21 protein-coding genes, 1 other RNA gene and 2 pseudogenes are annotated in these 21,978 nt (G+C 62.3%); 8 read left to right on the top strand and 16 right to left on the bottom strand.

Features of this window, described 5'->3' with window-relative positions:
* The first annotated feature begins 152 nt into the window (after positions 1-152).
* Positions 153-443, top strand: a complete 291-nt coding sequence (locus ACCQ01_RS22480; protein WP_115573549.1) for a HigA family addiction module antitoxin — start codon at positions 153-155, stop codon at positions 441-443.
* A gap of 189 nt (positions 444-632) precedes the next feature.
* Here ACCQ01_RS22480 and ACCQ01_RS22475 read toward each other — a convergent pair whose 3' ends face one another.
* Positions 633-773 (bottom strand): hypothetical protein, encoded by a 141-nt coding sequence (locus ACCQ01_RS22475; RefSeq protein ID WP_228434127.1) that lies wholly within the window; start codon positions 771-773, stop codon positions 633-635.
* Positions 774-973: 200 nt separating this feature from the next.
* Positions 974-1,306, bottom strand: a complete 333-nt coding sequence (locus ACCQ01_RS22470) for a hypothetical protein (RefSeq protein ID WP_076037610.1) — start codon at positions 1,304-1,306, stop codon at positions 974-976.
* Between the two features lie 265 nt (positions 1,307-1,571).
* Here ACCQ01_RS22470 and ACCQ01_RS22465 point away from each other — a divergent pair, with 265 nt between their 5' ends.
* A complete protein-coding gene (locus ACCQ01_RS22465) occupies positions 1,572-2,129 on the top strand; it encodes a hypothetical protein (protein WP_115572290.1) in 558 nt (185 codons plus the stop codon).
* 551 nt (positions 2,130-2,680) lie between these two features.
* Positions 2,681-3,499, top strand: coding sequence for an XVIPCD domain-containing protein (locus tag ACCQ01_RS22460; protein ID WP_323370345.1), 819 nt, complete (start codon positions 2,681-2,683; stop codon positions 3,497-3,499).
* A 9-nt stretch (positions 3,500-3,508) separates the two neighbouring features.
* Here the strand turns inward: ACCQ01_RS22460 and ACCQ01_RS22455 are convergent.
* The 5 genes and pseudogenes from ACCQ01_RS22455 to ACCQ01_RS22435 form a co-directional block, all read right to left on the bottom strand.
* Positions 3,509-4,611, bottom strand: a protein-coding gene (locus tag ACCQ01_RS22455) for an IS3 family transposase (RefSeq protein WP_228434125.1) whose coding sequence is annotated in 2 segments (ribosomal slippage) — positions 3,509-4,353 and positions 4,353-4,611 — 1,104 coding nt in all. Because the reading frame shifts where the segments join, the coding sequence is not laid out codon by codon here.
* A 425-nt stretch (positions 4,612-5,036) separates the two neighbouring features.
* Positions 5,037-7,484, bottom strand: coding sequence for an N-6 DNA methylase (locus ACCQ01_RS22450; RefSeq protein WP_147309405.1), 2,448 nt, complete (start codon positions 7,482-7,484; stop codon positions 5,037-5,039).
* Positions 7,485-7,622: 138 nt separating this feature from the next.
* Positions 7,623-8,837 carry an IS4-like element IS1481A family transposase gene (locus ACCQ01_RS22445; RefSeq protein ID WP_503257252.1) on the bottom strand — a complete coding sequence of 405 codons (1,215 nt, stop codon included), beginning with the start codon at positions 8,835-8,837 and terminating at the stop codon, positions 7,623-7,625.
* Positions 8,838-8,966: 129 nt separating this feature from the next.
* Positions 8,967-9,604, bottom strand: a pseudogene (locus ACCQ01_RS22440) (restriction endonuclease); the annotation flags it as partial.
* A gap of 26 nt (positions 9,605-9,630) precedes the next feature.
* Entirely contained in the window at positions 9,631-10,467 is an 837-nt protein-coding gene (locus tag ACCQ01_RS22435) for a restriction endonuclease (protein ID WP_228434187.1), read from the bottom strand.
* Positions 10,468-10,630: 163 nt separating this feature from the next.
* On the opposite strand from ACCQ01_RS22435, the gene ACCQ01_RS22430 reads away from it, so the two are divergent.
* Positions 10,631-10,705: non-coding RNA, sX9 sRNA (locus ACCQ01_RS22430), on the top strand.
* Between the two features lie 143 nt (positions 10,706-10,848).
* On the opposite strand, the gene ACCQ01_RS22425 is transcribed toward ACCQ01_RS22430, so the two are convergent.
* Positions 10,849-12,240, bottom strand: a complete 1,392-nt coding sequence (locus ACCQ01_RS22425) for an alpha/beta fold hydrolase (protein WP_228434188.1) — start codon at positions 12,238-12,240, stop codon at positions 10,849-10,851.
* A 175-nt stretch (positions 12,241-12,415) separates the two neighbouring features.
* On the opposite strand from ACCQ01_RS22425, the gene ACCQ01_RS22420 reads away from it, so the two are divergent.
* Positions 12,416-13,312, top strand: coding sequence for an RluA family pseudouridine synthase (locus ACCQ01_RS22420; protein ID WP_228434189.1), 897 nt, complete (start codon positions 12,416-12,418; stop codon positions 13,310-13,312).
* Between the two features lie 118 nt (positions 13,313-13,430).
* Positions 13,431-13,769 (top strand): hypothetical protein, encoded by a 339-nt coding sequence (locus tag ACCQ01_RS22415; protein ID WP_228434190.1) that lies wholly within the window; start codon positions 13,431-13,433, stop codon positions 13,767-13,769.
* A gap of 28 nt (positions 13,770-13,797) precedes the next feature.
* On the opposite strand, the gene ACCQ01_RS22410 is transcribed toward ACCQ01_RS22415, so the two are convergent.
* Positions 13,798-14,253 carry a hypothetical protein gene (locus ACCQ01_RS22410; protein ID WP_228434191.1) on the bottom strand — a complete coding sequence of 152 codons (456 nt, stop codon included), beginning with the start codon at positions 14,251-14,253 and terminating at the stop codon, positions 13,798-13,800.
* A 315-nt stretch (positions 14,254-14,568) separates the two neighbouring features.
* On the opposite strand from ACCQ01_RS22410, the gene ACCQ01_RS22405 reads away from it, so the two are divergent.
* Positions 14,569-14,970, top strand: coding sequence for an antitoxin Xre/MbcA/ParS toxin-binding domain-containing protein (locus ACCQ01_RS22405; protein WP_161962890.1), 402 nt, complete (start codon positions 14,569-14,571; stop codon positions 14,968-14,970).
* Positions 14,971-15,525: 555 nt separating this feature from the next.
* Here ACCQ01_RS22405 and ACCQ01_RS22400 read toward each other — a convergent pair.
* From ACCQ01_RS22400 to ACCQ01_RS22380, 5 genes and pseudogenes are all read right to left on the bottom strand, one after another.
* The gene (locus ACCQ01_RS22400; protein ID WP_228434210.1) at positions 15,526-17,145 is read right to left on the bottom strand and encodes an alpha/beta hydrolase-fold protein; all 1,620 of its coding nucleotides are present in this window, start codon (positions 17,143-17,145) and stop codon (positions 15,526-15,528) included.
* A gap of 192 nt (positions 17,146-17,337) precedes the next feature.
* A pseudogene (locus tag ACCQ01_RS22395) lies at positions 17,338-17,469 on the bottom strand (PIN domain-containing protein); the annotation flags it as partial.
* A 141-nt stretch (positions 17,470-17,610) separates the two neighbouring features.
* A complete protein-coding gene (locus ACCQ01_RS22390) occupies positions 17,611-17,718 on the bottom strand; it encodes a FitA-like ribbon-helix-helix domain-containing protein (RefSeq protein ID WP_372358840.1) in 108 nt (35 codons plus the stop codon).
* Between the two features lie 137 nt (positions 17,719-17,855).
* Entirely contained in the window at positions 17,856-18,971 is a 1,116-nt protein-coding gene (locus tag ACCQ01_RS22385) for a type II toxin-antitoxin system RelE/ParE family toxin (RefSeq protein ID WP_228434193.1), read from the bottom strand.
* Positions 18,958-19,164, bottom strand: coding sequence for a hypothetical protein (locus tag ACCQ01_RS22380; protein ID WP_014509615.1), 207 nt, complete (start codon positions 19,162-19,164; stop codon positions 18,958-18,960). Before ACCQ01_RS22380 ends, ACCQ01_RS22385 begins: the two co-directional genes overlap by 14 nt.
* Before the next feature lie 257 nt (positions 19,165-19,421).
* Between ACCQ01_RS22380 and ACCQ01_RS22375 the strand changes: the two genes are divergently transcribed.
* The gene (locus ACCQ01_RS22375; RefSeq protein ID WP_228434194.1) at positions 19,422-19,937 is read left to right on the top strand and encodes a CcdC protein domain-containing protein; all 516 of its coding nucleotides are present in this window, start codon (positions 19,422-19,424) and stop codon (positions 19,935-19,937) included.
* 31 nt (positions 19,938-19,968) lie between these two features.
* Here ACCQ01_RS22375 and ACCQ01_RS22370 read toward each other — a convergent pair whose 3' ends face one another.
* Together ACCQ01_RS22370 and ACCQ01_RS22365 are read right to left on the bottom strand one after the other, a co-directional pair.
* Positions 19,969-21,234 (bottom strand): phospholipase D-like domain-containing protein, encoded by a 1,266-nt coding sequence (locus ACCQ01_RS22370; RefSeq protein ID WP_043877851.1) that lies wholly within the window; start codon positions 21,232-21,234, stop codon positions 19,969-19,971.
* Between the two features lie 165 nt (positions 21,235-21,399).
* Entirely contained in the window at positions 21,400-21,948 is a 549-nt protein-coding gene (locus ACCQ01_RS22365) for an RNA 2'-phosphotransferase (RefSeq protein ID WP_042595370.1), read from the bottom strand.
* Positions 21,949-21,978 lie beyond the last annotated feature (30 nt).

Genomic DNA, 21,978 nt, shown 5'->3' with positions numbered 1-21,978 from the left:
CAATGGCAGCAGGGAAAAGTGTTCTCAGGCAAAGAGCTCTAGCAAAAGACAGTTATTCGAAACTTTCGAATAAATGCCGCCGACAGCAATAGCTGCGACACCAAGCATCAAAATCGCGGCGATCATCGCCAATGAGCACGAGGCATCTGTCCATGACAGTCCTACCCAACATCCACTCCGGCGAAATCCTGCTTGAGGAGTTCCTCGAGCCGATGGGCATCAGCCAGAACGCACTGGCGCGGGCCACCGACGTACCGCCGCGCCGCATCAACGAGATCGTGCTGGGCAAGCGTGGCATCACCGCCGACACCGCCATGCGTCTGGCCGCAGCGTTGGGCACGACCGAGCGCTTCTGGCTGGGCCTGCAGGCCGACTACGAGCTGGAACAGGCGCACCGCGCGCTGGGCGACCTGCCGTCACGGATCAAGCGGCTGGCGGCTTGAGGGGAAGGGTGTCTCGCACGTCACGCTGACAACGGAGCACGCCCAGTGACCTGTAAGGCCTGTCGATCGCGGAGCAGCGCAGCGTGAGCGTGCACAGGCAGGAACGCGCACACTGATGCCTGGTGTCACCCTAAACGCGAGGTCAGGCGATCCACCTGACCTCGTCTGCCGAGTAGCAGGCCGGGCGGCTTACTTGCCCTTCTTTTCCTGCTTGGCCGCGCGCTTTTCCTTCAGCGTCTTGGCCGGCTCTTTCTTCTGGCTCTTTTTCTGGTCCATCCCCTTGCTCATGACACCCTCGTAGTTGTTGGATTGATCGGTGGGCAGCGCCATGGCCTGGCGTGCCTGCGCACTGTACGACGTGCGCGTGGCGGAGGGCAGGGGGATCGCAAGGCTGGGCGAGGGCGGCCTCAGGCGTGGCGTTTGGTGGCAGGCCCGGCCGCCCATCGACGCGGTCGGCAAGGCCCCAAAACGCAAAACGCCCGCATGCGACCGCCAGGGTCTGCACGCGGGCGCTGGCGAGCGCTGCGGCCTTACTTGGCCGGCACGCGCTGGTACTGCTCGCCGCCGGTGTTGAGGTGGCCGTTGGCCTCGTCGATGGCGAAGTTCACCGTTTCGCCATCGCTGCTGACCTGCAGCGCGCCGTCCTTGTACACCGCCGGGTAGCTCTCGGTCTTGGGCTTGCGGCTGAAGAACTTCGGCGTGGTGCTGCGGACCATGAAGGTCTCGCCATTGCGCTCGATGTCCATCGTCTCTTCCTGCGTCTGCACGTTGACCCAGTGGCCGACGAACTTCTCGCCCTCCACCTTGGCGCAACCGCTCACCAGCAGTGCCGCGGCCAGCGCGGTGCCCATCCACTTCATCATCGTGTGTTCTCCCGTTTAGTCTGGAGGCGAGGATGGCGGGTGGGGGATGTATGGGAGGTCAAGGCCGCACAATGGCAGGCCGAATATGAGCGCCCCTCATACCCTGAAAAAACACAACCTCACCGCGTTACCCGCTACTTCCTTGCGCGCACAGAAAAAGGCTGGAAGATCACCAAACAGCTTGAGCTATGGGTAAGCTGAGGTCGTCTTGCAGCCCCGCCAAGGGGGGCTTTCAGATGCCTCCGCCATGAAGTAAGGAGAAATAATGAGTATGGGCGCCTATCACCTGAATCCATATCTCGCCTTTGCTGCAGTGATTTGTATCTCGACGGCGGGATGTACTTCGCCTGCGCAGGCAGTTGCGTCGCAGCGCGAGCATCCGAGCCAGCACAACGAGCAAGCGCCGGTCGCGTGTCCTTCCAAGGATTTCACTACCTTTCTTCAACGCTATGCGGATGTCGCAAACGATGAAGTGCGTCTCCGCTTCACTGATGATCCGCTGGAGTATGAGGTTCCTACGCATACCGTTGAAGAAGCAACTGCGTCATCGCCAATCACGCATATCTCAAAGCACACTGGCCCATCTCGTCTTGAATTATTCTCTTACCGGTATTTCAAGGATGCAAAAATATTTGATCAAATAGCCGCAGGAGAAGGCGCGCCTGAGCCAATGAGTAAGGTTGGCTCCAAGCTCTCTGTAGAACTAACTGCTAATGAGGGTCGCAGGGTAAATTTCGGCATGGAATACGAAGTAGATACTTACGTGTTCGAGAAGCGTGAAGGCTGTTGGCACCTAACGCGCGCGATTAATCTCAGGGACTAACAAGGAGTTGGGAGATGGCAACACAGGATGCTAAACAGCAGACACCCTATCGTGTCATTCAACTTGAGTGGGATGCGGAAAAAGGTGAGCGCAACGAGGCTGTCGGAAACTTCGACGAGTTGGTTACGCACCATCCCAAAAGCAACAGTGATGCTCATCTGGTCAACGGCAAAGTCGTGGGCGGTCAAGCAGGTCGGACGCTGGGAGTGGTTGGTGGCGAAATCCAGGAGATCGAAGTCTCCAAGGCAGGTAAGGACTATGGCCTTCGTCCTGATCAGGTATTGCTGAAGAAGGACTTCATGCTTGAGGATTCCAGGTTGCCTTCTGGGCCTGCTTCCAGGTCGCTCGATGTTCCGTCGCCTGTTACTGGAGTTGTTGGTACGGTCAATCCGTCACAGGGCTTGGTCGATGTGCTGGATCGGGAAGGCGGCGACGTCATCCTGCGTGTCCGGCACATGTCGCCACTCCATGTAAAAGCTGGCGATCAGGTCGAGTATGGCCAGGCGTTAGGCGTGCAGGGTAAGCAGGCAACAGGAGCAATTCATGTGCACATGGAGGTCGATAGTCGCTACTACCAACACTACGAGAACTATGTAGGCGATTTGGTCAGCGGTCGCCTGTCGATCGATACAGAAAGGCGGGATCGGGGCATTGAACCTAGGCCGTTCGTGGATGACGGAACAATCCGCATCGGTGAATCGTCCGAGATGGTTCAGAAGGTGCAGCAAACATTGAATGCCGAAGGCTATCGCGGCGCAGACAATCAGCCACTTCAAGAAGATGGTGTCTACCGTCTTTCGATGCAGGCAGCAGTGATCAACTACCAGCAGGCGCACGGCCTCTCCCAAACGGGGGACATCGACCCTGCGACATTGCAGCAGATTGCTCCGCGTACCTTCCCGCCCGAGTTGAATCGGGAAGATCACAATGCCGCGCCAACCTACCGAAATATCCAGGGTGCCGTGCCCTCGCAAGACCCGCTACATCGTCAGGCCGAGGAGGCCGTGCGCCGTTTGGAGCAGAGCCTTGGCCGCGACTATGACGACAACAGCGCGCGGCTGGCGGCCAGCAGCGCCCACCTGGCCAAAGCAAACGGACTGACGCAGATCGACCATGTCGTGTTGAGCAATCAGACAGCGTCCGTCGGACGCGGCGAGAACGTGTTTGTGGTCCAGGGCGCATTGGATAACCCCGCGCATCAGATGGCGCACATGAAGACCAGCGACGCTATCGCACAGCCGGTGGAGCAATCTCTTTCGCAGCTGCAGACGCTGAGCGAAACGCAGCGGCAGCAACAGGCCCAGCAGCAAAGCCAGCAGCAGGATCAACAACAACTGAGTGCGCCCCCGACGTCCCCCCGCCCTGAGTAGCGGCCTGGTTTAGAGTCCGGGGTTGATGATATCGGTGTTTGCCAGATGTTGGGCATAAGCAGCCGGCGTCATGCCGCCAATTGCTTTCTTGGGGCGGTCCTCGTTGTATTCGCGTCGCCAGCGTTCGATCTCGGTGCGTGCATGCAGCAGCGTTGGGAACCAGTGTTCGTTGAGGCATTCGTCGCGCAGCCGGCCGTTGAACGATTCGACGTAGGCGTTCTGGTTTGGTTTGCCCGGCTGGATGAGCCGTAGCTGCACACCCCGGTCATGCGCCCAGGCAACCATCGCTTTGCCGCAAAACTCCTTGCCGTTGTCGGTGCGGATCACCTGCGGCAGGCCGCGACTGTGTGCCAACCGATCCAGCACGCGCGCAACGCCGTGCCCGGAGATCGCGCGTTCCACCTCGATGGCGACCGCTTCGTGCGTTGCGTCGTCCACGATCACCAGACACTTGATCACCCGGCCTTCGGCGGTGCGGTCGAACACGAAGTCCATCGACCATACCTGGTTGGCCTGCGCTGGCCGCAGCAGCGGTTGACGCTCGCCTATTGGGACCTTCTTGCGCTTGCGGTGCCGCACTTGTAGCTGCTGCTCGCGATACAACCGCTCCACGCGCTTGTAGTTCACCAGGCGTCCTTCCTGTCGCAGCTTGAGATAGATCATCCCCACGCCGTAGCGGCGATGGCGATGAGCCAACGCAAGAATGCGCTCGCGCAGTTCGCCATTGCGGTCTTGGCGTGGGCAATAACGCAGCGCGCTGGCGCTCATGCCAATCGCCGCCAAGGCACGACGCTCGCTAGCACCACGCCCGATCCACTCGCGCACCAGCGCACGACGCGCCGGTGCGCTCACCACTTTTTTCGCAACGCATCCTTGATCAGGTCATTCTCGAACAACTGCTCGGCCAGCAACTTCTTTAGCCGCGCGTTGTCGGCCTCAAGGTCCTTGAGCCGCTTGGCGTCGGGCACGCTCATGCCGCCGAACTTGCTGCGCCACAGATAGTACGAGGCCTCACTGAAGCCATGCCGCCGGCATAAGTCCTTGATCGCTATGCCCGCTTCGGCTTCGCGCAGGAAGCCGATGATCTGCTCTTCGGAAAAACGCTTCTTCACGTCCAATCTCCTTGGGGTAGGGAATTGGACTCCAAACTGAGGCGCTACTCAAAATTGGGGGGACGTCGCCCCAACATCGAATGGTCTGAGCAGCTGAAGATTCTCTTTGGCAGCTTCCAATCAGTGGCCGACGAGCTTTTCTCCCTCCATCACGGCTCACCCGGTCAACAGCAACGCATCGGTCAGCGTGGTTCCTATCCACTTCGCCATCGTGCGCTTTATAACTATGGCCTGGTTACATATGGCTGTTGGGGACTCATGGGATGAAAAAGCCCATTGAAATAGCGGTCCGAGTATGCGCGTAGCCTCGTAAACTGGAAATTTAACCTGCCCCTGTTTTCCGCTGACTAGGGAAAAAGCAGAGCAAGGTCGGCGCCTCGCTCTGCTTAAGCTTAAAGAAAGCAGAAGTCGTTAAGCCATGAAGCTTATGAGAAGGGAACGGGTTGCTTTAGCTGAGCGGACGGAAGTCCCGCAGAAAGTTGATTTTTGAACGACTTTGCCGCTTCAAGCGCTTCAGCCTGAGCGCGACGGACTGCAGTTGCGGATTCCATAGCCTCAGTAATCTGCTCAAGTTCTTCTGATCGCGAGGGAATGCGGACGGTGAGAGACAGCAATTGAGCTTGACCAAATCGATTTCGGCTTTGCTTCGTCGATCCTGTGGACAGGCGGTCGACAATCTCCAAGGTCCCAGGACTGTTGAGGACCTGAACGATATAGCGCAACTTCATTGCGGCATCCTTAACGCCAGGCTTTGCAATAAACGTCGGGAACTCGATAGATGCGCAAGCGCTATCGTGCTCTTTCTCTGTCAGGGCAAAGGAGCCGCGGAATGCAAACAGGCGATTGTAGATAAGCATGCCTTGCTTGACCCGATATATGTGCCCCTTGAGAGCCTTTCCAATTTTCTGCTCGCGTACGAAAGCGCCTTCGCCCCACCACTTTACCCCCAGTAGTGCATAGCTTTCTTCCGCGCTTACCTTTACGCGATCTTTAACCTCCTCAAGAATGCTATCAAGCAAGACATCGTCATATTCTGCAGAAGCTACTACCTGCTCGATGTCTAGTGTTGCCTCATAGGCGCTCTTGGCCTTCTCGTTTGCATCGCGCAGTTCCTCCCTCGATTCTCCAAGCACTGATGCTCCGAGCGAACTGGGGGCATACGCCTCGGCATCCATTCGGTCAGTCGGAGTCGAAATCCAGGAACGCGATCTGGGGTTTGTGAGCGATCCATTTTTTACAAATTCCTTGAAGTCGATGAGGACATCTGGAAGCTCATTTCCAGGTATGGATTGCCCGTTGCCGGCGAGTCCGGTGTTGCCCGCAATAGCAAAGAAACTTGGTCCTTGCATTTCCCCGCAAGCTTTTTTCTTGCGAAGAAATACGATGCTCGTCTTGGCGGCTGCACCGTAAGAGAGAAACGTATTGCGACCAAGGCTGACCACGCCTTCAACAATCGAATGCGTACGAATGAAGGAACGCACGCTTTGCGTACTTCGATTGTTCAGAATCCCGTCGATAACAACGATGCCCATCCTGCCGCCAGGTTTCAAGAGTTTTATGCATCGCTCAATGCCCAAGATAAGGCGGTCTTGGGACTTTCGTCCACTGGCAAGCTCATAGTTTGCCAAAACGACGGGATCGTTCTCGATCGATCCAAAGGGCGGGTTTGTCAGGCAGACATCAAACATTCCGGGTTCAACTGCCCCGGGGACATCTTGTAGCCCATCAGCGCGGAAAATGCCCGAGCTTCCGTCGCCATGAACTGTCATGTTCATCTTGCAGGCCTGTGCGATACGCTCCTTCCAGTCAATGCCAAATAGGCATTTTTCGGAAAGTTCCAACCTCCACCTATTTCGCTCTTCTTCGGCGAAATCGTTAAGGCGAATTTTCTCGCTGACTGTGTCGAACGCAAAGATCAGGAAGCCGCCAGTTCCACAGAAAGGATCTATGATTTTCTCGCCGATGCGAGGTGCGACGGCATCGACCATGAATTCAACAACATTCCGGGGCGTAAAATATTCCCCAAGGCCGCCAGTAAAGGTATCGCCAAGGAAGTACTCGAATGCCTCTCCCTTAACATCAAACGCGGTAAGACCCAGATCGTAGTTTTCGAAAAGCTCGACAATCTTGCGGATGGTGCGATCCTTCAAGAGGATCTTGGTATCGTTGGATAGGACGTCCTTGTAATTGAGAGCGGATTTTGCCTCTTCGAGAATTTTGTGAACTACGTTAAAATGAAGGCGCTCAATGCAATCATCGAATACGCTGAGGCGAAACCGATTGGATTTTGGGTTAGACTTCTCTTCATAGAGCTTGCAAAACATAAGCTTCGACATCTCGTCGAATGCTGCGGTCGGATCCATGCCTTCATTATTTCGAATCTCGTTATGGCAAGCCTTCAATATGTGTTTGAATGCCTGGACATCATCGATTATAAAGAGCTCGTGCTTTGCCTCTTGGCGAAGAGCATCTTGGGTATCGCTGCTAATTACGAACTTGATCAGATCATCTCGCAGTTCATTCCGAGACGGCAGTTCTGGCAGCTGAGTCTTTTCCAGCGTCAAGTAGACGCGACTTTGATCCCCGTTTGTAACAAGGACGAGGGGGGCGATCTTCGGAAGTAGGCGCGCGTACGATATCGCTTGCTCCCGGGCGTTGCGGTCCAGAACCTCCGTAGAGGCTTTTGTTTCGCAAAGCAGAAGGGGCGAGGTCTTTCGCGCTGAAGAGTAGACCAGCACATCTGCAAAAATAGTCTTCTTTTTCCTTCCTTCATGAACTTCGACCGCCACCTCGAAATCCATGCAGTTCCGCTTGTAGCCTTTCGACTCTAGGAGCGGAAGCAGCTTATGGATTTTTACATTCTCTTCGTTCATAAATGCCGTGTAGCTAGTCTGGAGTGTGGGAGCCCTGCTCCTGCACAAGTGTATCCGAAGTAGTCTGGGCTTAGCCTCCGCGACGGCGAGCTATCCTGCTGGGAAAAAACGGGTCAGGCTCTAAGGTATCCCCACGTTTTACACCGTAAGCATCATCTGTTCGCGCACTGCCGCAGGCAGTGCGCGCAAGCGCCCTATCCACCGTGAGACGGGCTCCATCGGCCAGTGTCGGACCAAGGCTTCTCGGCCGATGCGTAGCGTGGAGTAGAGCTTGCGTGTGCTGTTGCGTGGAGACAGCCACTGGGCGATACCGGTCGCTTCGCATCCCAGCCCTGCCAACCAGCTGGCGAATGCAGCCAACGTATTGATCAGCAGCAGGATCTGCAGTCGCTCGCCGCGTCGGGTCAAACTGTCTTCCAGCGCCTGGCCGTAGCGATGTGATTTCAGATCGCGAAATGCCAGTTCGATCTGCATCCGTCGTGCGTACACATTAACCAACTGCTTTGCGCTGGGCGCCTGCAGCTGCGGGGATGCAACGATGAGCCAAGGCTCGCGCTCGCGCGCTGCGGCCTTCAGACTCGATGACGCACGCGAGACTTTGGCGGGTGAGCGGCGATTGCACCGTTTGCGCCCTTGCCGTGCCTTGGCGTAAACCACCAACCTGCAATCGAGTGGATCGCTGCGATTGGCCTGCATCGGCGGTAACTCGCATGCACGATTGGACGCCAACACATGCAGTTTCCGGCTATCGATCCACTGATCTGCTCCATCCCGCACGTCCTGCGGCTTGACTTGCGTGCGCCCGCGCAGTCGCCCAACCCAACACCAGCCCATGGCCGATACAGCGCGGAACCACGGTGTCCGGAAGCCGGCGTCAGTGACCAGGATCGGGCGAACATCGTCCGGAACCAGTGTCCTCAGTTGTTGCAAGAAGCGTCTTTCTGCACCAGGCGATCCCTGCTGCTTTCCTGGCACTACCATGTCCAGCAAGGTAAGCGTGCGGCCGCCCACCGGCACCGCTGCGCGCAGCAGACACCACGATTTGTCTGGCTTCAGATCGCTCCAGTCGATGACGATTACCGGCTGCGCGCCGCGCAGCAGCCAGTGTGCCATCTCGTGGTCGATCACTGATCGCTCGACCTGCAAATTGCGATTACTCAACAGGCGATCAACTGCCTTGAGCGGCGCGCGCACCCGCAGTGCGCTCGGCCACGAACGTGCGATGTCCATCAGTGTCAGCCTGCGTCCGTGCAACAACGCCTCGACCGCATGCAGCAACGCGCGTTCGCGCAACGCATGCATCCCGTACAGTGAGTTCGGCAGGCACTTCTGCAATACTTCGCTGGCGCGCATGGTCGTCAACCTTCTCTGGCTTAGTCACCTTGAAGATTGCGCCATGCGCGCACTTTCTTCCAGGCGATCATGTCGCAAGTGATTGATCTGACAGGAGGAAATGTGGGGAAACCTCAGGGCCAGGCTCGCTTACGAAGTTCCTCTGCACTTCGGGAACTGGATGCAGCCTAAGAAGTGCTCGCCCGTGCGTCGTTTCTTCTCTGCATAAGCACGCTGCCGCAGCGCGGGCAGCTTGGGGTGGCGATCGTTGAAGAGACAGTGGGCTCTGTGGAAGCAAAGGCGGCTTCGATGCGTGCTATGTGTAGCTGCACCGCTCGAATCATTTCCAACAACTGCTCACCGCTGACCAATTCAATCGGCTTGCCTTCAGCGAAGCGCTCCGCGTCCTTCGTGTAGGTGCCGATGCAGGCGATCTTGACCGAGTGGGCCTGGTGATGAGCGAGCAGGCCGAATATTTCGCGCACGACGCTGACGCCGACCTGCTGGCGCTTCCACTGCTTGCATTGCACTAGCGTGCGGCGGCCGTCCTTGCGCAGGATCAGGTCGATGCCGCCGTCGGCGCCACCCAGGCCGGTTTCTTCGACGCTGTAGCCCTGGCGGCGAAAGGCTTCGCCCACCAGTCGTTCGAACTGGCGCCAGCCACCGGCGGCCAGGCTCTCCAGGCTTGTGCGTGTCTCCAGAAAGCGTCGACGGCTGCGTGCGCCCAAATAAGAGAACAGCGCGGCGAGCCAACAGATGCCTGGCAGCATCCACGCGAATGGCGCAAACATTCTGAATACGGGGTCAGGTTCACTTATGCGGTTCCTTTGCACTTCGGGAACTGACTACAGCCTAGAAAGTTCTCGCTAGTGCGCCGATTTCTTCTCTGCACGAGCGCGCTACCGCAGCGCGGGCAGCTTGGGATGGCAACGGTCGCGGAGGCAGTGGAATCAGGTGAAGCAAAGACAGGCTCGATACGCACGGCTGTCGCCATCGGCTGCGCTGCGGCTTGCTGTTGCACCGCTCGGATCATGTCCAACAACTGTTCGCCGCCAATCAATTCAATCGGCTTGCCTTCAGCGAAGCGCTCCGCGTCCTTCGTGTAGGTGCCGATGCAGGCGATCTTGACCGAGTGGGCTTGGTGGTGAGCGAGCAGGCCGAACATCTCCCGCACAACGCTGACGCCAACCTGCTGGCGCTTCCATTGCTTGCATTGCACCAGCGTGCGGCGAACGTCCTTGCGCAGGATCAGGTCGATGCCGCCGTCCGCGCCGCCCAGGCCGGTTTCTTCGACGCTGTAGCCCCGGCGGCGAAATGCTTCACCCACCAATTGTTCGAACTGGCGCCAGCCACCGGCGGCCAGGCTCTCCAGGCTTGTGCGTGTTTCCAGAAAGCGTCGCCGGCTGCGTGTGCGCAGATAGGAGAACAGCGCAGCAAGCCAGCAGACGCCGAGCAGCGTCCACGCCAATGGTGCGAACATTCCACTCGATTGCTGTGCGAAGCCTTGCGACAGCATTCCGCCCTGGTGAGAGAACCACCAGGCGATGCCATAGCGCACCACCAGATATGCAGCGATTCCCATCACGAAGCCAACCGGCCACGGCAATGCGGCCAATGCTTCGAACCCGCTCTGCTTCTTTCTGCGTCCCATGCAAGAACCCCCGTTCCAGGTTCGAACATAACCGCTGGAACAAGGTTTGTCAGCAAACCAACCGGCGTTGCGATCTATCTCCCATTAACTGCGCTGCATTAAGAGCAGCTATCAAAACTACTGCGCAGCCGCCGGGCGGGCGCGGCCGGTGCTCGGAATCCTCATGTACCCACGTACATTCCGGTTCCTCCGCGCCGTCCGCACCCACCTGACGGCTGCTCGCTACGTTTTGTTAGCCGCTCTAAGTGCTTCGTTGCGGTAGAGCTCGCCATTGTGCCAATGCTTGAGTTTGCTTGTGTCGCCATCAGCGCATCTTCGTAGGCCGCAGACGGGGAGCGCTTTAAATACTGAGCAATAAAATGGCAGTTCTATAGCCCATCATCATTCCCCAGGCTCACGACAGCGCTCAGCAACTTTCCGGTCCGCCACAAACTTAGCAACCGCACTCGCAAAACACGCAGGGGCTGCAAACGCGAGCAGATGCGCGCCACGCTCAACGGTGCTGAGGGTCATCGGGCCTGCCGTTTTCAGCAGTGCGGCATGCGCCTGCGCGCCGGCGTAGGGGGTGTTGGGGTCTAGCGTGCCGTGGATGACAAGGGTGCGTGGCAGGGTGGTGGGGCTGCGGCCGAACCAGGCGTCGCGTGGGTAGGTGGGCAGGCCGGCGTCCACCAGCAGGCCGGGGATGGGGCTGACGAACAGGGCGTCCTTGGCTTCGGCTGCGACCGTTTCGCGGGTGAGGGTTGGCCGTGCATTGTTTTCGGACGCGGCGATCAGCATGACCAGCGGCAATGCGGGCTGGTTATCGCCGCCTTGGCCCATGGCTGCAAGTGATGTCTGCAGGTCGGCGATGGCGGCGGTGAGCAAGCTGGCATCGTCGCGGGCCAAGCCGTCGATGATGGCGGGAATGCGGTCGCGCAGCCTGGGGAAGTTGAGCAGCATGCCGAGAAAGCGCTTGAGGTCTTTGCCGGAGATTTGCGTGCGCCATGCGGCGCTATCGCTGCGATCGAGCACGCTGCGATAGGTAGCGATGTGTGCGTCGTCCAACAGCGCGCGGCCTACCGCATCGACCACCGCGGTGCGGTGGCTCAAGTCCCATTGCGCGGCAGTCTCCGGTGGCACCAGGCCATCCAGCACCAGCCCATCCAACGAGATGGGCGCCACTTGCAGGGTGCGCAGTGCCAACTGCGTGCCATAGGACACGCCGTACAGCAGCACCTTGCCCTTGCGTCGTTGCTGGCGGATCAGCAGTGCAAGATCTTGCGCCGCTTCGGTGATGGTGAAGGCCTTGGTTCTTTGCGCATCTGCATACAGCGCGCCGATGCACGGGCCCCATTCGGCGCCGGCCAGGCCCACGCCGTCTGCGCTTTGCGGCGCTTCCTGCGCGGGGCACAGGCGGGACGAGCGCCCAGTGCCGCGATGGTCCGGAATGATCAGGTCATAGCCGGGAAAGGCGCGCCGGTAAGTGCTGATCATCGGGTACAGCGATGCGCCGGCTTCGCCCGGCCCGCCCGCAATCAGCCAGACTTCGCCGCGTCGCTTGCTCTGGTCCGGCGTAGGAAAACGGCGAACGAACAGCTCGATCGTGCCAGCATCCGCGGCTTCATGACGCAGCGGCACGTCGGTGATCAGGCATTCGCTACCGACCAATGGTGTGTGCGCCGCAGCGTCGGCGCATGCGGTGAATGACGGCGGTGGCGTCTGCACCGCGGCGGCAACCGGTGCAAGGAATGCAGCAAGGCAGGCAACGGCCGCGTAGATCGTAGGACGACGCATCGAGTTCCATCTCTCGGCAAAGATCCGCAGCATTACCTAATGGGGCTGCGCGCGTATCGCCCGAAAGTCATTCTTCGCCGATGAGGTGCGCATGTCGCTGCGCAGATTGTGCAACAGTCAAGCGCGCGCGCGGTACGATCCAACCCCATCTGTTTGAGCGCGCATCGCTGTCGCCATGGTTTCAACACGCCCGATCCTCGATGGCACGGCCGCCAGCCAGTTCCAGCTACCAATGGGAAGCTGGGCCACGGTGTTGGAGGCGCTATGCGCATGTTTCCCGAGTGTGGATGCGGCCACGTGGCGTGACCGCTTCGCGCGTGGGCGTGTGCTGGACGCGAATGCGCAGGTGCTGGATGTGTCGGCGCCGTATCGATTGGGTGCGGAAATCTATTACTTCCGCGAAGTGGCAGATGAGCCCGTCGTCGCGGCGGCGGAAACCGTGGTGCATGCCGACGCGCACGTGTTGGTGGCGTGCAAGCCGCACTTTCTGCCGGTAGTGCCCGCAGGCGTGTATGTGCGCGAGACGTTGCTCACGCGGCTGGTGCGGCGTTTCGATAATCCCGCGTTGGTGCCGCTGCACCGCATCGACCGCGATACCGCCGGGCTGGTGCTGTTCTCAGCCAACCCGGCCACACGCGGAATCTACCAGGCGCTGTTCCGTGAGCGACGCATCCACAAGCACTACCTGGCGGTGGCGCCGCCACTACCGGGGCTAACGTTTCCGTATGTGCATCGCAGCCGGCTGGAGCCGGGCGAGCCGTTCTTCCGCATGCGCGAGGGCGTGGGCGAGCCGAACAGCGAGACGGTGATCGATGTGGTCGCACGCGGCGCAGACACATGGACGTACCGGCTAGAGCCGGTCACCGGGCGCAAGCACCAGTTGCGCGTGCATATGGCCGCTCTGGGCGCGCCGATCCTGCATGACCGCTTTTATCCAGAGCTGGAAGATCAGCGGCCCGATGACCCGGAGCGGCCGCTGCAATTGTTCGCGCATACGTTGGCGTTCGATGACCCGATCACTGGTGAGTCCCGACACTTCACGTCGACGGTCGAACCCATGAAGCCAGCTTGAGACGCTAGCCTCCGATTCGATAAGAAATCAGACGAACTATCTGGTTTTCAGATATCCGAAAGAGCGCGTTACGGTGGCATTGCTGACATCCCGTCCGCTAACGTCGAGGACAGACGCCATGACTGCTTCGAAAACCCTTTCGACCAACGCTCGGCGAAGCACTACGCCAGCGGCCAAGCTGCAAATGCACGAACAACACTTCACCTTCGGCGTCACCGTCGAGCAGATCGACCGGTTCCACACGCTGCTGCGCACGATCACCGCGCAAAGCGACATGGTGGCGGTGTGCAGCGGCAAGCCGCTGGATGCCACCAGTCTGTCGGTTCTGGGCGAGAGCATCTTCAATGCCGCCCGCGCGGTACGCGGCGTGGTCGACGAGATCTACGAGCAGCGGCTAGGCGGCGATGGCCCGGCCGATGCGGAGGAAGCAAGCCGGCAGCGCGGCGCCAGGGTCTGACTGGGCGCCGCGTGCAGTCGGGTAAGCCTCAACGCACCTTGTACAACACCGTCGCACCCGGCCTGGGCTCGAACATCGGCACGGTCTGCTGGGTGAGCGCGGTGCCCTTGGCGTCCCACACCAGCGTCTCGACGGGGTAGTCCTCGCTGCGGGTCATGCTGCCGATCTGCTTGACGATGACCGCCGAGCTGGCGGCCACGTCCGGGTTCCAGGCGAACACGCCCAGGCGGCCGTAGAACACGGCCGGGGCTGCGGCATCCAGGCGGCGGTCCGGGCACATCACCAGGCCGCGTTCGAGCATCACGCGCAGCGCGCCGACGGGCACGGCCTTGACGGTGGGCGCGGTGCGGTCGGTGCTGTGGCCGGGGCAGACGTTGGCCGAGCGGGTGAGCATGTCTTCGACCACCTGGCGGTCGGGCTGGGCAAGCGCCGGCAGGGCGGCGGCGGACAGGGCAAGTGCGGTGAGCGCGGGCTTCCAGGGCATCTGACAACTCCTCATGAGGTGACACTCCAATCCTGCAGCCCTGCAAGCGCGGGCTGCTGCCAGTGACGCGCCCGGATCCTAGCAATCCGTTCGTTAAGCACCGGGAACGCGGGGCGCCGCGCCAGCGATGCAGTGGCAGCCACGCAGCGCACGCCGCGCCTGGGCAGCGCCGCCACCGGGTGGTGCCCATGGCTGTTGCCGGCCGGCGCGAATGACAACGCAAGCTGACGCCTTCACCGGCTGTCGGGAGACTCCTGATTGAGCGGCGGCGGTGCGGCAGATAGCGTGCGCCCTATCACACTGGTGGACTGCCCCATGGAACGCGCCGACCTCATTGCAGCACTGCTCACCGGCATGCGGCGTGCCGAAGATTTTCGCGCGCAGGCGGCGTCGTACCGCACCGCGCACAGCGAGCAGATGGAACACGACCACGGCAAGGCCGCCGATGCCGAGCTGGTGCTGTCGCTGTTCGCGTTCACGCCCGACCACCTCAAGCTGCTGGGCAGCGCCGGCATCGAGGCCCTGGGCGAGATCGTCTGCCACGCCTGGGCTTTGAACGGCGGCAATAACGAGGCGCTGATCCGCTGGTTCCGTGAGCCGATGAACGCGCTGGATGGCCAGACACCCGCCTCCATGGTGCGCGCCGGGCGGCTGCAGGTCTTGCTGCTGGTGCTACGGCAACAGGCGCAGTGGGAGTTGCCGAGGCGCTCGGCGTGAGTCGCTGACGTGTAACAGCGCCGCTGCAGGGCCGGCGCCTGGATGGTGCGCGTCACGACGCGCCGCTGCGGGCGGCGGATGTCACTCGGTGCTGGGTTGATGCGCGTGGCGCGTTGTTACCTCTGCACGCGAGTGAGGGTTGGCTAACGAAGACTGCGCTGCACCGTGGTGGTGCTGATGCTTGGCCGTACGCAGTGCAGCAAGCCGCAATGCCGCGTTCGTTGCGCGTGTGGCTGCGCAGCGTGCTGTTATTGCTGGGTTGATGCGTGTTGCGCGTTGTCACCCCTGCACGCGAGTGAGTGTGGGGCTAACGAAGAACTGCGCAGCACCGTGAGTGCTGCTGATGCTTGGTGTACGCAGCGCAGCAAGCTGCAATGCCGCGTTCGTTGCGCGTGTGGCTGCGCTACGTGCTGCTATTCGCGATGCCAGTGCACGCAGCGATCGGGCGATCTGCTACGTGCGCTGCCACCGCGATCGCCATGTCCTACACGCTGGCCGCACGTCGCACGCTCGGCCGGCACACCCAACCGCTCAGGCATCCATGCAGCGGCACGCTCAGCGCTTCGGTCGCGCCACCGCGTACATTTCCCAGGCGATCTTCTTCATCAAGGCGTTGCTGTCCTCGCCTTCCTTGTACAGATCGAAGTGGGTGCGGCCTTCCAGATAGCGGAAGTCGCTCTTGGCGCCCAGGCCGTCCAGCACCGCCTGGAATTTACGCGCCGCGCCGTCCAGGTAGAACGTATCGGCGGTGCCCACGATCAGGTGGACCTTGCCGTCCAGGTCGGGCTTGAGCGTGGGCCACTGCGCGGCTACACGTGCCGAAATGTCGTAATGCGCGCGCCAGTAGGCCACCACGGCCGGGTCCACCTTGCCGCTGTCGCGGTCGAACATCGGCACCGGGCGCCCGTCGGCGCCGCGCGGGGAGAACACCCACTCGAACGAGGTGAGCTGGCCGCCGTAGGGGCCGAGTACGCGTTCGAGCTTGGCGAAGGTTTCCAGGTCGGCCACCACCTTGCCCTGGTCGCGCACCAGCGGGAACTGGCTGCCATCGGCGCGCCGGTAGACGTTGGCATTGGGTGCGTACAGATCCGGGCCGGTGAAGTCGTGGAAGTCGCTGGAATCCGGCGAGGTGGACCAGGTGCCGCCAAATAGCTTGGGGTAGCGCGTCTGCAACCACAGCGTGGCCCAGCCGCCGGACGAATGCCCGTTCAAGAACCGGCCGCTGGCCTTGCCGTCCATCTTGTACTGCTTTTCCAACGCCGGAATCAGTTCCTCGGTGAGCGCGGTGCCCCAGGGCCCGTTGTTGACCGAATCGGCGAACTCGTGGGTGCCGGTGGGCGTGGCCTGGTCCAGGAACACCCAGATCATCGGCGGCATCTGCTTGGCCGCCATCGCGCTCCAGGTATAGGCGATGCTGCCGGCAAAACTGTTGTAGCCGCCGCCGAAGCCGTGGGTGACATACACGGTGGGATAGCGCGTGGCGGCCTTGGCGTCGTAGCCGGGCGGTGTCAGCACGCGCGCACGGATGGACGTGGGCCGGCCCCAGAACGCACTCAGCGCCGGGCTCACCATCGATGCATCGGCACTGTGCAACTTGGCCTCGGGCACGGCATCGCGCACTGCCTGCGGCGCCCGTGGCGATACCTGCCACGGGTCGTCGGAAACCGGCACCTGCGTGCTCAGGGTCAGCGTGGGCAGCGCGGCGTTCTTGCCCAGCGTGGCCGGCGTGACCGCGCTCAGCAGGTCACCGCCACTGCGGCCGCTGTAGCCGTAGTTGTGGTCCGCATCCAGCACCGCCTGCAGCAGGTACTCGCCAGCCGGCAGCGCGGAAAACGCGCTGGGGAAGGCGAGGTTATCCAGGTCGATCTGCACACTGCCGCCGGGAGCCAGGCCGGTGACTTCCTGCGCCGCCACTGCCACCGCACTGGGCCGGAACGGGCTTGCGTCCACCTGCTCCACCTTGCCGTCCTTGCTGCGCTCCTTGGCCGCCGCCTGCGCGTCCTTGGCCAGGGTGGCGAACACCAGCAAGCGGCCAGACGCGGCCTGGTCGCTGGCGCCGCCCAGGGTGACGCGCAGCAAGCGATGGGCCGCCACCGGCGTAGCGGCGTGTGCGCAACAGGCACACAACAAGCCAATGACCAAGCCCACACGCGGGGCAAGACGATGCAGGAGCATGGAGATCCTTTGGTAGCGGGTGGATGGCGTGGGCGACACCGCCCTGGGCAGACTGTAGCCAGTTTCCCGCCGCTTACGTGCTCTAGGGGCGAGAGGACGTCGCTCGGTGCGCTTGCTGTTTGTGCGGACCTGTTCCAACCGCGAATGCAATGTGGACCGCTTGCGGCCCTCGGGCATGACGGCAATGCCGAAGCGTAATTCGGCCACGGTCACGACCGACAGGAACAGTGTCTCAACCGCCTGCGCATCGATCCAGGCGACAACCTGCGGGTTGGGCTGAGGCCGCCAGAGCTCGGAGATGACACTGGTATCGAGCAGGGTCACTTCAAACCGATCGGCTTGATCGCGGCCTTGTCGCGTAACTTGGCGAAGGCGTCGGCCTCTTTTGCTGTCAGGCCAGCGTCGCGGCCCATGTCCACCAGCAACGCACCAAGTTTGACCTGGTCGGCTGGCCTGGCTGCTGATTCAAGGATCGCGCGGATCTCCGTCGGTGCTGCGTCCGTGTTGGGCAGCACGTGCCCAGATGGCGCGATGCACATCCTCCGGGATGTTGCGGACGGTGAAAGAAGGCATGTCGCCCTCCCGGTGAAATCAGGTTGCTTGCACTTTAGAAAAGCGCAAGCACTGTGGCGACGTCACCCTGCCCGGTATCGGTGGAGCCATTCCAGCACGTGCAGGTAAGGGGAATCCGGGCCCACCAGTCCCACCGCTTACCGATACGGTCCAGGCCCGCGCCATACCGGTTCGCCCTGGCGGTAGACCTCCATCATGTTGATGACTTCGCGGGCGTCGCCAATGTTCTTGAGCTCGGGCGAATCCGGCGGCAGCAGGCGGCATTTGCTGGAGCCGCGTTTGAGCGCGACGTCCAGCGGGCAGACCATGCGTTGCTGGGTGCCGGGCAGGATGATGGCGATCTCCTGCATGCCTTGCTCCTTCCAGGCGCGCAGCTGGGTTTCGCTGCGCACTTCGTAATACACCTGGAAGCCGCCCACATCCATGCTGGGCTGGGCGTTGTTGCGGTCGTTGCGGCGGCCCTGGCTGATGGTGGAGGTGTTGGCGGTGCCGTCTTCGGCGCCGTCGGCCTCTTCCTCCAGCATGCCGGGCGGGCGGCCGGTCCAGGTCTCGGGGCGGCGTTGGGTAGAGGCGGCTGGCGGCGCAGGCGGTTGCGGCGGGGTGGGACGGGTCTGGCGCCGGGTCTGGCGGCGGCGTTCGGCCAGGCTGCCGGGCGCGGTGTCGCCCTGCGGTGGCACCGGGTTCTTGGCTTGCTGCACCAGCGTGGACTGCACCGGCGAGGCGGCCGGCGGCGGTTGCACGGGCGTGGGTGTGGGCGATGGCGGCACCGGGGTAGGCGAGGGCACCGGTTGATCGGGCTGGGAGGTGTCGCCGACGAAGTCCACCTTGGTGCGGCCACCGCTGGCCGAGCCCTGTGGCGGGGTCATGCTGGGCGTGGAGGCCGACAGCAGGATCAGCAGCATCAGCACATGCAGCAGCGCGCTGATCAGTGCGGCAATCCACGGTTCGATGCGCTCGATCACCGGTTCGGTGCGCGGCAGCCAGTCCTGGGTCTCCAGCCGCACATGCAGCAGCTGCAGGGCGTCGTCGCGCACGCGGTACACCAGCACGTACGGGGTGTGCTTCACCGTCCATTCGCGGGTACCTGCAACCCGGCCGGCACGGCCACGGCCGGGTTGCTCGGCCAGGGTGCGGGTGGCTTCGCGCACCTGCCGGGCCATCGCCGCGGCCGCGGTGGGGTTGAGCGCGTGGTAGTGATCCTGGGCGTGGGCAAGCTGCGTGGCGGCCGGGACGGTCCAGTCACGCCGCAACATCAACACCCCATCTGGCGAACATCGCCGTCACCTGTGCCGGGCTGGCGATCTGGCCCTGGTCGGCAGCAGCCATGCCTGCATGCACCGCTGCCTCGAAGCGGGCGCCGTCCACCGCGCGCGCAAGGTCGTCCCACCCGGCGGCCTCGGGCAGCGCGTCGATCAGCTGGTGCGCGTGTTGCTTGATGGGGGACATGGCACTGCGGTGGGGGAACACTGGCGGCAAGTCTACCGCCGCCGCCTGGATCCGCGTGTGGCAACGGCTGCCGCAGGCGGGCGTTGCGTTCACCGGCCGGCCGCGGCGTGTGCGAAGCCGCCCCGCGGGTTGCCGGGTAGCTGGGGGTACGGCGGCGCGGATGGCTGCAAAAAGTGACACTTGGCACCTTGTTCGTGCCGGGGCCGGGTTTCATCCTGCAGCTGTCGCTTCACCACCTCACCTGCAAAGGATGTTGCATGCCCGCCTACGCCATTGCCCCGCTGACGCCCTATCTGTCGATGGCTGCGGTTGCCTTTTTCTACTACCGCCGCATCCGCCGCAGCTTCGGGCGCCAACCCTGGAAGCCGGTGGCCGCGACCTTGCGCACCGCCCTGTTGCTGGTGGCCACTGCAGCGTTGGGCTACGCCGCCTACGGGTTGCCTGGGGTGGCGCCGGGTGTGGCGCTGGGCGCGGTGGTCGGCGCGGGGCTGGGTGCGGTGTCGTTGCGTTACACGCATGCCGAATGGGTGGACGGCCGCGGTTGGTACACGCCCAATCCATGGATTGGCGGCGCGCTGATGCTGGTGTTGCTTGGCCGCCTGGCCTGGCGCTGGGCCGATGGCGCCTTCAGCGGCGGCGCGGCGGTGGCCGGGTCACAGGCCAGCCCGCTGACGCTCGGCATCGCCGCGGCGCTGGTGCTGTACTCGCTGGTGCACGTGGGCGGGGTGCGGTGGCGCTTGCGTCAGCTGCGGCTGCAGGCCTCGGCGTACTGAGGGAGCTGGTGTTGGTTGGCGCGCTGCTAGCTCACACCTGCGAGCGGATCGGAATCACCAGTTTCTCGGCCAGCTTCTCGCGCAGCGGGCGCGCGCGCCAGCGTTCCAGGCTGTAGGCCTGCGCCTGCTGCAGGTCGCGTTCGAACACCGTGGTCATGCGCGCGGCCAGCGTGCGGTCGTACACGTTGAGGCTGGCTTCGTCGTTGAGCCGGAACGAGCGGATGTCGAAGTTGGTCGAGCCCACCGACACCAGCAGCCCGTCCACGATCAGCAACTTGGTGTGCAGCATGGTGGTCTGATATTCGTGGATCTCAATGCCGGCCTGCAGCAGCGGTTCCCAACTGGCCTTGGAGGCCAGCCGCACCGAAATCGCATCGATGTGCGGGCCGGGCAGCAGCACACGGATGCGCACCCCGCGCGTGCGCGCTTCCAGCAGCGCGCGGGTGATCAAGGCATCGGGCACGAAGTACGCCGCCGCCAGGTCGATGGAGGTGGACGCCGCGGCAATGGCCACCAGGTACATCAGATGCATGCTCTCGCTGCCACCTGAGGGCGAGGCGACGAACAGCTGCGCGTCGCTGTCACCGGCAGGTGTGAGCGCCGGGTAATAGTCCGCGCCGTTGACCACGCGGCCGGTGCTCTTGATCCAGTTGTCGTTGAAGGCGGTCTGCACCTGCGCCACCACCGGCCCTTCGATGCGGTAATGCGTATCGCGCCAGTGCTCCGGGTCCTGCGCATCGCCCATCCACTGATCGGCCACGCCCACGCCGCCGGTGAAGCCGATGCGGCCATCGATCACCAGCAACTTGCGATGGGTGCGGTTGTTGATGCGGTGCAGGTTGTACCAGGCCAGCGGGCGGTAGCGGTGCACTTCCACGCCGGCCTCGGTCATGGTGTCCACCAGCGCGTGATCCATCTTCAGGCTGCCGCCCCAGTCGATGGTGACGCGCACCTCCACCCCGGCACGCGCGCGCTCGGACAGTGCTTCGCTGAACTCGCGGCCGATCTCGCCCGACCAATAAATGTAGGTTTCAAAGGTGATGGTGCGCTTTGCTGCGCGAATGGCGGCCAGCATCGCCGGGAAAATCTCCTGGCCGTTCTGCAGCACGTCGACCTTGTTGCCGGGCAGGATCGCCGGGCCCAGCAACACCGACATCTCACGCTTGAACTGCGGGTCGGCCACGTCGTACAGATGCTTGGGAATGTGCTGGAGCTTCTTTTCCGGCGTGGCGAAGTTCAGCGCCAGCAACCCACCCACCAGCGTGGCAATGACCGAAGCCACGATGATCCATGTCATGCATCCACTCCCGTTTCCCGCGCCGTCGCGGCCTCAAGCGGCCGGCATTCTGGCAAGTCGGTGCGGTGGAGGTTGTGAAGGGGAGATTCGTCCGACGTTCGGCCATACGCCGTGCCGGCCCAGGGGCCACCCACACGCAGTTGCAGGCTTGCAGCGTCCGTCAGGTCATCGCGGACTGGCCACGTACGCCGCCGGAACGTGTGCGGTGAGCCATACGCCGTTATCTGCCTGAAAAAACGACATGCCGTCGCGATGCATGCGCCCGGCGTCGATCTGCAACACCACCGGTTCGCCGTAGCGCTGCCCCACCGATGCGGCGGTCTGCGTGTTGTCGGACAGATGCACATGGTGGCGCTGGCCGGCACGCAGGCCCTCGGCCAGGATCGCCTTGAGAAAGCGCGTAGCGGTGCCGTGATACAGCACCTCAGGCGGCACCTTGGCTTCAAACTGCAAGGCCACAGTTGGCGTGGAATGCCCCTGCACCGCGCGGATCTGCCGCCCATCGGCAGACAGCGCAAAACGCTTTTTGTCGCTGCCGGCGACCACGGCCTGAATCAGCTCCAGATCAAGCACGGTGCCGTGGGCCTGGGCGCCAGCGATTACCGCGTCGATCTCGGCCCAGCCGTCCGGGTCGAGCGTGACTCCGATCGCCTGCGGTTCGTGGCGCAGCACGAAACTCAGGAACTTGCTGATGTCGGTGTGCTGCTTGGTCATGCTGCGTCGCCGAAGCGTCCTTGTTGCGGC

The organism is Xanthomonas sp. NCPPB 4037 (assembly GCF_041475695.2).
GTDB lineage: Bacteria > Pseudomonadota > Gammaproteobacteria > Xanthomonadales > Xanthomonadaceae > Xanthomonas > Xanthomonas campestris.
This window is presented reverse-complemented; position numbering and strand designations above follow the sequence as displayed.